The organism is Shigella sp. FC1567 (assembly GCF_001743015.1).
Taxonomy (GTDB): domain Bacteria; phylum Pseudomonadota; class Gammaproteobacteria; order Enterobacterales; family Enterobacteriaceae; genus Escherichia; species Escherichia coli.
This window is the reverse complement of the sequence record NZ_MIIV01000062.1, coordinates 1-10,449: the sequence shown is the minus strand read 5'-3', so window position 1 is coordinate 10,449 and position 10,449 is coordinate 1. Positions and strand designations below refer to the sequence as shown.

Annotated in this window: 7 protein-coding genes and 2 pseudogenes; 5 read left to right on the top strand and 4 right to left on the bottom strand. The window is 48.9% G+C overall.

What is annotated here, in order from left to right; all coding sequences use genetic code 11:
- Positions 1-284: pseudogene (locus BHE85_RS05195) on the top strand (IS4 family transposase); the annotation flags it as partial.
- Between the two features lie 72 nt (positions 285-356).
- Here BHE85_RS05195 and aroA read toward each other — a convergent pair.
- From aroA to BHE85_RS05180, 3 genes and pseudogenes are all read right to left on the bottom strand, one after another.
- Positions 357-1,639: pseudogene (gene aroA, locus BHE85_RS05190) on the bottom strand (3-phosphoshikimate 1-carboxyvinyltransferase).
- A 70-nt stretch (positions 1,640-1,709) separates the two neighbouring features.
- Positions 1,710-2,798, bottom strand: coding sequence for a 3-phosphoserine/phosphohydroxythreonine transaminase (gene serC, locus BHE85_RS05185; protein WP_000057140.1), 1,089 nt, complete (start codon positions 2,796-2,798; stop codon positions 1,710-1,712).
- 198 nt (positions 2,799-2,996) lie between these two features.
- Positions 2,997-3,689 (bottom strand): DUF421 domain-containing protein, encoded by a 693-nt coding sequence (locus tag BHE85_RS05180; protein ID WP_000642849.1) that lies wholly within the window; start codon positions 3,687-3,689, stop codon positions 2,997-2,999.
- A gap of 129 nt (positions 3,690-3,818) precedes the next feature.
- Between BHE85_RS05180 and ycaO the strand changes: the two genes are divergently transcribed.
- The 4 genes from ycaO (at position 3,819) to pflA (ending at position 10,111) form a co-directional block, all read left to right on the top strand.
- Positions 3,819-5,579, top strand: a complete 1,761-nt coding sequence (gene ycaO, locus BHE85_RS05175) for a 30S ribosomal protein S12 methylthiotransferase accessory factor YcaO (RefSeq protein WP_001295344.1) — start codon at positions 3,819-3,821, stop codon at positions 5,577-5,579.
- Positions 5,580-5,984: 405 nt separating this feature from the next.
- Positions 5,985-6,842 carry a formate transporter FocA gene (focA, locus tag BHE85_RS05170; RefSeq protein ID WP_000642546.1) on the top strand — a complete coding sequence of 286 codons (858 nt, stop codon included), beginning with the start codon at positions 5,985-5,987 and terminating at the stop codon, positions 6,840-6,842.
- A gap of 54 nt (positions 6,843-6,896) precedes the next feature.
- Positions 6,897-9,179, top strand: a complete 2,283-nt coding sequence (gene pflB / locus BHE85_RS05165; protein ID WP_001292820.1) for a formate C-acetyltransferase — start codon at positions 6,897-6,899, stop codon at positions 9,177-9,179.
- Between the two features lie 191 nt (positions 9,180-9,370).
- Positions 9,371-10,111: a pyruvate formate lyase 1-activating protein gene (gene pflA, locus BHE85_RS05160; protein WP_000111043.1), complete on the top strand. Its 741-nt coding sequence runs from the start codon at positions 9,371-9,373 to the stop codon at positions 10,109-10,111.
- A 104-nt stretch (positions 10,112-10,215) separates the two neighbouring features.
- Here the strand turns inward: pflA and BHE85_RS05155 are convergent.
- A partial coding sequence (locus BHE85_RS05155; protein ID WP_001393844.1) for an IS1 family transposase occupies positions 10,216-10,449 on the bottom strand: 234 nt, incomplete at its 5' end.

Genomic DNA, 10,449 nt, shown 5'->3' with positions numbered 1-10,449 from the left:
GCTTATAATCTGGTGAGATATCAGATGATTAAAATGGCGGAACATCTGAAAGGTTACTGGCCGAATCAACTGAGTTTCTCAGAATCATGCGGAATGGTGATGAGAATGCTGATGACATTGCAGGGCGCTTCACCGGGACGTATACCGGAGCTGATGCGCGATCTTGCAAGTATGGGACAACTTGTGAAATTACCGACGAGAAGGGGAAGGGCCTTCCGAGAGTGGTAAAGGAGAGGCCCTGGAAATACCCCACAGCCCCGAAAAAGAGCCAGTCAGTTGCTTAACTGACTGGCATTACGACAATGTGCCGACGTTTTGATAAAGAAATATTTGGCTATTTATTGCCCGTTGTTCATTCAGGCTGCCTGGCTAATCCGCGCCAACTGCTCGAAATAATCCGGAAATGTTTTGGCCGTACATTTGGGATCAAGAATCGTCACTGGTGTATCTGACAACGCCACCAGCGAGAAACACATCGCCATCCGGTGATCATTGTATGTCGCGATCTCGGCAAAGTTCAGTTTTTCCGGTGGAGTGATACGAATGTAATCGTGCCCCTCTTCTACTTCCGCACCGACTTTACGCAGTTCTGTTGCCATCGCAAACAGGCGATCGGTTTCTTTAACACGCCAGTTATAGATATTGCGCAGCGTGGTGGTGCCTTTTGCAAATAACGCCGCCGTGGCAATGGTCATCGCCGCATCGGGAATATGGTTCATATCCATATCAATAGCGTTCAGTTCACCACGCGTGCAGGAAATATAATCATCGCCCCAGCAAATGGTCGCGCCCATTTTTCCAGCACATCAGCAAAGCGAATATCACCCTGCATACTGTTACGTCCAATACCGGTCACTTTTACAGTGCCGCCTTTGATTGCTGCTGCTGCCAGAAAGTAAGAAGCCGAAGATGCATCGCCTTCGACCAAATAAGTACCCGGAGACTGATAAGACTGTCCGCCTTTTACGACAAATTGTTGATAGTGCTGATTTTCAATTTCAACACCAAACGTCTTCATCAGATTGAGTGTGATGTCGATATAAGGTTTAGAAACCAGATCGCCTTTAATACGAATCACCGTATCTTCCGGCGCAAGAGGCGCAGTCATTAACAGTGCGGTGAGGAATTGGCTGGAAACGGAGCCATCAACGTCAACGTTGCCGCCAGTAAAGCTGCCCTGTAAACGCAACGGCGGATAATTTTCTTGTTCCAGGTAAGTGATCTTCGCCCCGCCCAGGCGCAGCGCATCCACCAGATGACCAATCGGGCGTTCTTTCATACGCGGCTCACCGGTCAGCACAATATCATTGCTACCCAGACAAAGAGCTGCCGCCAGCGGACGCATTGCCGTTCCGGCGTTACCGAGGAACAACTCCAGGGCACCTTCTGCGTGTAATGGACCGCCGTTACCGATAATTTCGCAACGCGTACGATCGGCTGAAAGCGTATAGCTTACCCCTAACGCTGTTAATGCATTCAGCATATGGCGCACGTCATCGCTATCCAGCAGATTGGTTAATACTGTTTTGCCGTGTGCTAATGCCGCCAGCAATAAAGCGCGGTTAGAAACGCTCTTGGAACCGGGCAGATTAATAGTGCCATCGACACGAGCGATGGGTTGTAACGTCAGGGATTCCATGAACTCAACTCTCTACAACAGAAATAAAAACCCCACAGGCTGGCTGTGGGGATTAAGCAAAATTTCGGCATTAACCGTGACGGCGTTCGAACTCAACCATGAAGTCTGTCAGCGCTTTAACGCCTTCCAGCGGCATGGCGTTATAAATAGAAGCGCGCATTCCGCCGACCACACGGTGACCTTTCAGTGCATGAAGGCCAGCAGCAAAAGACTCTTCAAGGAACAATTTGTCAAGCGCACTGTCCGCCAACTGGAACGGCACGTTCATCCGCGAACGGTTAGCTTTCGCCACGTCATTGCGGTAGAAATCGCTGTTATCAATCACCCCATATAGCAGTTCTGCTTTTTGCTGATTGATTTTATCCATTTCAGCTACACCGCCGTTCGCTTTCAGCCATTTAAAGACCAGACCAGATAGATACCAGGCAAATGTCGGCGGCGTGTTAAACATGGAGCCGTTATCGTTGAAGATGGAATAATCCAGTATCGACGGACACGCGATATTCGCTTTGCCCAGCAAATCTTCACGAACGATGACGATTGTCAGGCCAGCCGGGCCGATATTTTTCTGCGCGCCAGCGTAAATCACGCCATAACGGCTGACGTCAATCGGACGGGAAAGAATGGTTGAAGAGAAGTCGGCGGCGACCACCACATCTTTGCCGAAGTCTGGCGTTTCGTCGATGGCGATACCGTCGATGGTTTCATTCGGGCAGTAATGCATATAAGCAGCATTATCAGAGAGTTGCCATTCACGCATTGGCTTAACCGCGCGCAGACCATCAACAGTCACTTTGGCGTCAAAGACATTAGGCGTGCAGTATTTTTTCGCTTCTTTAATGGCACTTGCCGCCCAGTAACCGGCATCAACATAATCTGCGGTGGTTTTATCACCGAGAATATTCAGCGGTACCGCAGCAAACTGACCGCGACCACCGCCATGGCAGAATAATACCTTGTAGTTGGAGGGGACATTAAGAAGATCGCGAAAATCCTTCTCGGCTTCCTCTGCAACCTGAATGAACTCTTTGCCACGGTGACTCACTTCCATCACCGACGTACCAAGACCGTTCCAGTCGCGCAGTTCCTGTTGAGCCTGTTTAAGCACCTCTGCCGGTAGCATTGCCGGACCAGAACTAAAATTGAAGATTTGAGCCATTTCCCCTCACCACGTTGCGTTGCTATTAACCCGCGGTCAATCGATTGCGACCACAGGTAATACATTATTCCTGTGGCTATCGGTTTTATCATTCAGTGACACACATCGCAATGAGTAAAACCGTTGAGGGCAAAAATGAGGCTTGCATCACACAAAAGAATCTCTCGGATTATTAGCAAAAAGCCGATGTTTTTACTGTCAGGTCACCCGTTTTGCCCGACTTGCCTTCGTCCATTCTGGATTTGCACAGCGCGGACATAATTGTTTTTCCCCCGCTTTCATATGAATGATTTCACTACAACGAATACAGGCATAGTCCGCCGACTCCGGCACCACTTTGTAACGCTGCGTACAATCACTGGGTAAAATAAGTAAACCCGGTTTCACCTTGTCATCTTCAAAGAAATAGACACTGATTTGCCCGTTGGTTTCGAGAATCGCCAGACGTACCTGCCCCAGCTGCTCCACGCCACGCAATCGTAGCTCCATAAAGAACTCAAATTCCGTCATGTTGGAGTTATTGAGTTTCGACCAGGCCAGCTCGCCATCTTCAATAATAACAACCGGCTTACCTTCCAGTAGATCTTCCAGTTTTTCACTGTGCGCCATCAACCACATTACCAGGCGGTATAACAACGCCAGAGTGATAAAGACGATAAGTACCGGCACCATCGGCACATCATCATAAAACGCCACATCTCCCGCCGCTGAACCCAGCGTGAGAATGATTAACACTTCAAACAGCGACATCTGTCGCACACCGCGTCTTCCGGTCATTTTGAGGAACAAAAAAACCAGTACAAAGGTATAAAGACTACGTAGTGCAACTTCGCCAAGGAAATCAAAAGGCACTTTATCAAATGCCATACGGTGGAGATCGAACGCCTTCATTTTTATGCTCTTATCGTGGTTTATTCGCTAAAAGCATAGTCAACAGTTCATCGGCATGGCGGCGGTGATAGCGCCTTTGAGATAAAACCCGTATTATTGCGCGCTTTCCGTACGACTAAAGTGATTTTCATGACGCAAACATTTATCCCCGGCAAAGATGCCGCTCTGGAAGATTCCATCGCTCGCTTCCAGCAAAAACTTTCAGACCTCGGCTTTCAGATTGAAGAGGCCTCCTGGCTGAATCCTGTGCCTAACGTCTGGTCTGTACATATTCGCGACAAAGAGTGCGCACTGTGTTTTACCAACGGTAAAGGCGCAACCAAAAAAGCGGCGCTGGCTTCTGCACTTGGTGAATATTTCGAGCGTCTCTCAACCAACTACTTTTTTGCTGATTTCTGGCTGGGCGAAACCATCGCCAACGGTCCGTTCGTGCATTATCCCAACGAAAAATGGTTCCCACTGACCGAAAATGACGATGTGCCAGAAGGACTACTCGATGACCGTCTGCGCGCGTTTTATGATCCGGAGAATGAACTGACCGGCAGCATGCTGATTGACCTACAATCCGGTAACGAAGATCGTGGTATTTGCGGCCTGCCGTTTACGCGTCAGTCCGACAATCAGACCGTTTATATTCCGATGAATATCATTGGTAACCTGTACGTCTCCAACGGTATGTCCGCAGGTAATACCCGCAACGAAGCACGCGTTCAGGGATTGTCTGAAGTTTTCGAACGCTACGTGAAAAACCGCATTATTGCTGAAAGCATCAGCCTGCCAGAGATCCCGGCAGACGTGCTGGCGCGTTACCCAGCGGTGGTTGAAGCGATCGAAACACTGGAAGCAGAAGGTTTCCCGATCTTCGCATATGATGGTTCCCTTGGCGGCCAGTATCCGGTGATTTGCGTGGTACTGTTCAATCCTGCTAACGGTACCTGCTTTGCCTCTTTCGGTGCGCATCCTGATTTTGGCGTAGCACTGGAACGTACCGTGACCGAGCTGCTGCAAGGTCGTGGCCTGAAAGATTTGGATGTGTTTACTCCGCCAACCTTCGATGATGAAGAAGTCGCTGAACATACCAACCTCGAAACGCACTTTATCGATTCCAGCGGTTTAATCTCCTGGGACCTGTTCAAGCAGGATGCCGATTATCCGTTTGTGGACTGGAATTTCTCCGGCACCACGGAAGAAGAGTTTGCTACGCTGATGGCTATCTTCAACAAAGAAGATAAAGAAGTTTATATTGCCGATTACGAGCATCTGGGCGTTTATGCTTGCCGTATTATCGTGCCTGGCATGTCCGATATTTATCCGGCTGAAGATCTGTGGCTCGCGAATAACAGTATGGGCAGCCATTTACGTGAAACGATTCTTTCGCTACCAGGCAGCGAGTGGGAAAAAGAAGATTACCTGAACCTCATCGAGCAACTGGATGAAGAAGGTTTTGATGACTTTACCCGCGTGCGTGAGCTGTTGGGTCTGGCGACCGGGTCGGATAACGGTTGGTACACCCTGCGTATCGGTGAATTAAAAGCCATGCTGGCGCTGGCTGGTGGCGATCTGGAACAGGCTCTGGTCTGGACCGAATGGACGATGGAGTTTAACTCATCAGTATTTAGTCCGGAACGCGCCAACTATTATCGCTGCCTGCAAACGTTGTTATTACTGGCACAGGAAGAAGATCGCCAGCCGCTGCAATATCTGAATGCGTTTGTTCGCATGTACGGCGCAGATGCCGTGGAAGCCGCCAGTGCGGCAATGAGCGGCGAAGCGGCGTTTTACGGCCTGCAACCGGTAGATAGCGATCTGCACGCGTTTGCTGCACATCAGTCGTTGTTGAAGGCCTACGAAAAGCTGCAGCGCGCCAAAGCAGCATTCTGGGCAAAATAAAATCAAATAGCCTACGCAATGTAGGCTTAATGATTAGTCTGAGTTATATTACGGGGCGTTTTTTTAATGCCCCGCTTTACATATATTTGCATTAATAAAATAATTGTAATTATAAGGTTAAATATCGGTAATTTGTATTTAATAAATACGATCGATATTGTTACTTTATTCGCCTAATGCTCCCTTTTAATTAACTATTTTAGCGGAGGATGCGGAAAAAATTCAACTCATTTGTTAATTTTTAAAATTTATTTTTATTTGGATAATCAAATATTTACTCCGTATTTGCATAAAAACCATGCGAGTTACGGACCTATAAGCCAGGCGAGATATGATCTATATCAATTTCTCATCTATAATGCTTTGTTAGTATCTCGTCGCCGACTTAATAAAGAGAGAGTTAGTGTGAAAGCTGACAACCCTTTTGATCTTTTACTTCCTGCTGCAATGGCCAAAGTGGCCGAAGAGGCGGGTGTCTATAAAGCAACGAAACATCCGCTTAAGACTTTCTATCTGGCGATTACCGCCGGTGTTTTCATCTCAATCGCATTCGTCTTCTATATCACAGCAACCACTGGCACAGGCACAATGCCCTTCGGCATGGCAAAACTGGTTGGCGGCATTTGCTTCTCTCTGGGGCTGATTCTTTGTGTTGTCTGCGGAGCTGATCTCTTTACTTCCACCGTGTTGATTGTTGTTGCTAAGGCGAGTGGGCGCATCACCTGGGGTCAGTTGGCGAAAAACTGGCTAAATGTCTATTTTGGCAACCTGGTCGGCGCACTGCTGTTTGTACTTTTAATGTGGCTTTCCGGCGAGTATATGACCGCAAATGGTCAATGGGGACTAAACGTCCTACAAACCGCCGACCACAAAGTGCACCATACTTTTATTGAGGCCGTCTGTCTTGGTATCCTGGCAAACCTGATGGTATGTCTGGCAGTATGGATGAGTTATTCTGGCCGCAGCCTGATGGACAAAGCGTTCATTATGGTGCTGCCGGTCGCGATGTTTGTTGCCAGCGGTTTTGAGCACAGTATCGCAAACATGTTTATGATCCCGATGGGTATTGTAATCCGCGACTTCGCATCTCCGGAATTCTGGACCGCTGTCGGTTCTGCACCGGAAAATTTTTCTCACCTGACCGTGATGAACTTCATCACTGATAACCTGATCCCGGTTACGATCGGTAATATTATCGGCGGTGGTTTGTTGGTTGGGTTGACATACTGGGTCATTTACCTGCGTGAAAACGATCACCATTAATGGTTGTCGAAGTACGCAGTAAATAAAAAATCCACTTAAGAAGGTAGGTGTTACATGTCCGAGCTTAATGAAAAGTTAGCCACAGCCTGGGAAGGTTTTACCAAAGGTGACTGGCAGAATGAAGTAAACGTCCGTGACTTCATTCAGAAAAACTACACTCCGTACGAGGGTGACGAGTCCTTCCTAGCTGGCGCTACTGAAGCGACCACCACCCTGTGGGACAAAGTAATGGAAGGCGTTAAACTGGAAAACCGCACTCACGCGCCAGTTGACTTTGACACCGCTGTTGCTTCCACCATCACCTCTCACGACGCTGGCTACATCAACAAGCAGCTTGAGAAAATCGTTGGTCTGCAGACTGAAGCTCCGCTGAAACGTGCTCTTATCCCGTTCGGTGGTATCAAAATGATCGAAGGTTCCTGCAAAGCGTACAACCGCGAACTGGATCCGATGATCAAAAAAATCTTCACTGAATACCGTAAAACTCACAACCAGGGCGTGTTCGACGTTTACACTCCGGACATCCTGCGTTGCCGTAAATCTGGTGTTCTGACCGGTCTGCCAGATGCATATGGCCGTGGCCGTATCATCGGTGACTACCGTCGCGTTGCGCTGTACGGTATCGACTACCTGATGAAAGACAAACTGGCACAGTTCACTTCTCTGCAGGCTGATCTGGAAAACGGCGTAAACCTGGAACAGACTATCCGTCTGCGCGAAGAAATCGCTGAACAGCACCGCGCTCTGGGTCAGATGAAAGAAATGGCTGCGAAATACGGCTACGACATCTCTGGTCCGGCTACCAACGCTCAGGAAGCTATCCAGTGGACTTACTTCGGCTACCTGGCTGCTGTTAAGTCTCAGAACGGTGCTGCAATGTCCTTCGGTCGTACCTCCACCTTCCTGGATGTGTACATCGAACGTGACCTGAAAGCTGGCAAGATCACCGAACAAGAAGCGCAGGAAATGGTTGACCACCTGGTCATGAAACTGCGTATGGTTCGCTTCCTGCGTACTCCGGAATACGATGAACTGTTCTCTGGCGACCCGATCTGGGCAACCGAATCTATCGGTGGTATGGGCCTCGACGGTCGTACCCTGGTTACCAAAAACAGCTTCCGTTTCCTGAACACCCTGTACACCATGGGTCCGTCTCCGGAACCGAACATGACCATTCTGTGGTCTGAAAAACTGCCGCTGAACTTCAAGAAATTCGCCGCTAAAGTGTCCATCGACACCTCTTCTCTGCAGTATGAGAACGATGACCTGATGCGTCCGGACTTCAACAACGATGACTATGCTATCGCTTGCTGCGTAAGCCCGATGATCGTTGGTAAACAAATGCAGTTCTTCGGTGCGCGTGCAAACCTGGCGAAAACCATGCTGTACGCAATCAACGGCGGCGTTGACGAAAAACTGAAAATGCAGGTTGGTCCGAAGTCTGAACCGATCAAAGGCGATCTCCTGAACTACGATGAAGTGATGGAGCGCATGGATCACTTCATGGACTGGCTGGCTAAACAGTACATCACTGCACTGAACATCATCCACTACATGCACGACAAGTACAGCTACGAAGCCTCTCTGATGGCGCTGCACGACCGTGACGTTATCCGCACCATGGCGTGTGGTATCGCTGGTCTGTCCGTTGCTGCTGACTCCCTGTCTGCAATCAAATATGCGAAAGTTAAACCGATTCGTGACGAAGACGGTCTGGCTATCGACTTCGAAATCGAAGGCGAATACCCGCAGTTTGGTAACAATGATCCGCGTGTAGATGACCTGGCTGTTGACCTGGTAGAACGTTTCATGAAGAAAATTCAGAAACTGCACACCTACCGTGACGCTATCCCGACTCAGTCTGTTCTGACCATCACTTCTAACGTTGTGTATGGTAAGAAAACTGGTAACACCCCAGACGGTCGTCGTGCTGGCGCGCCGTTCGGACCGGGTGCTAACCCGATGCACGGTCGTGACCAGAAAGGTGCTGTAGCGTCTCTGACTTCCGTTGCTAAACTGCCGTTTGCTTACGCTAAAGATGGTATCTCCTACACCTTCTCTATCGTTCCGAACGCACTGGGTAAAGACGACGAAGTTCGTAAGACCAACCTGGCTGGTCTGATGGATGGTTACTTCCACCACGAAGCATCCATCGAAGGTGGTCAGCACCTGAACGTTAACGTGATGAACCGTGAAATGCTGCTCGACGCGATGGAAAACCCGGAAAAATATCCGCAGCTGACCATCCGTGTATCTGGCTACGCAGTACGTTTCAACTCGCTGACTAAAGAACAGCAGCAGGACGTTATTACTCGTACCTTCACTCAATCTATGTAATTAGATTTGACTGAAATCGTACAGTAAAAAGCGTACAATAAAGGCTCCACGAAAGTGGGGCCTTTTTTAGCACGAGAGCCTTTTTTGTCAGCTATCTATACTTTAAGGTGACTGCCAAAACAGACTCGACGTAGCCTTCGAGCTGCGCACCAACACGGCCTCAGATGGGCCACATCTGGAGAAACACCGCAATGTCAGTTATTGGTCGCATTCACTCCTTTGAATCCTGTGGAACCGTAGACGGCCCGGGTATTCGCTTTATCACCTTTTTCCAGGGCTGCCTGATGCGCTGCCTGTATTGTCATAACCGCGACACCTGGGACACGCATGGCGGTAAAGAAGTTACCGTTGAAGATTTGATGAAGGAAGTGGTGACCTATCGCCACTTTATGAACGCTTCCGGCGGCGGCGTTACCGCATCCGGCGGTGAAGCAATCCTGCAAGCTGAGTTTGTTCGTGACTGGTTCCGCGCCTGCAAAAAAGAAGGCATTCATACCTGTCTGGACACCAACGGTTTTGTTCGTCGTTACGATCCGGTGATTGATGAACTGCTGGAAGTAACCGACCTGGTAATGCTCGATCTCAAACAGATGAACGACGAGATCCACCAAAATCTGGTTGGAGTTTCCAACCACCGCACGCTGGAGTTCGCCAAATATCTGGCGAACAAAAATGTGAAGGTGTGGATCCGCTACGTTGTTGTCCCAGGCTGGTCTGACGATGACGATTCAGCGCATCGCCTCGGTGAATTTACCCGTGATATGGGCAACGTTGAGAAAATCGAACTCCTCCCCTACCACGAGCTGGGCAAACACAAATGGGTGGCAATGGGTGAAGAGTACAAACTCGACGGTGTTAAACCACCTAAGAAAGAGACCATGGAACGCGTGAAAGGCATTCTTGAGCAGTACGGTCATAAGGTAATGTTCTAATTTCCCCGTAAAGCGGCAACTTTATTGAGTTGCCGCTTTTTTATTCCGCGCTTCATTCTGCTACAGTGTTTTTAACACATTTTATAGTGGGTAATGACTCCAACTTACTGATAGTGTTTTATGTTCAGATAATGCCCGATGACCTTGTCATGCAGCTCCACCGATTTTGAGAACGACAGTGACTTCCGTCCCAGCCTTGCCAGATGTTGTCTCAGATTCAGATTATGTCGCTCAATGCGCTGAGTGTAACGCTTGCTGATAACGTGCAGCTTTCCCTTCAGGCGTGATTCATACAGCGGCCAGCCATCCGTCATCCATACCACGACCTCAAAGGCCGA

What these genes read in the sequence shown, in the direction of transcription:
- serC (WP_000057140.1), bottom strand. Translation starts at nt 2,798, where the DNA reads ATGGCTCAAATCTTCAATTTTAGTTCTGGTCCGGCAATGCTACCGGCA.
- BHE85_RS05180 (WP_000642849.1), bottom strand. Translation starts at nt 3,689, where the DNA reads ATGAAGGCGTTCGATCTCCACCGTATGGCATTTGATAAAGTGCCTTTT.
- ycaO (WP_001295344.1), top strand. Translation starts at nt 3,819, where the DNA reads ATGACGCAAACATTTATCCCCGGCAAAGATGCCGCTCTGGAAGATTCC.
- pflB (WP_001292820.1), top strand. Translation starts at nt 6,897, where the DNA reads ATGTCCGAGCTTAATGAAAAGTTAGCCACAGCCTGGGAAGGTTTTACC.
- pflA (WP_000111043.1), top strand. Translation starts at nt 9,371, where the DNA reads ATGTCAGTTATTGGTCGCATTCACTCCTTTGAATCCTGTGGAACCGTA.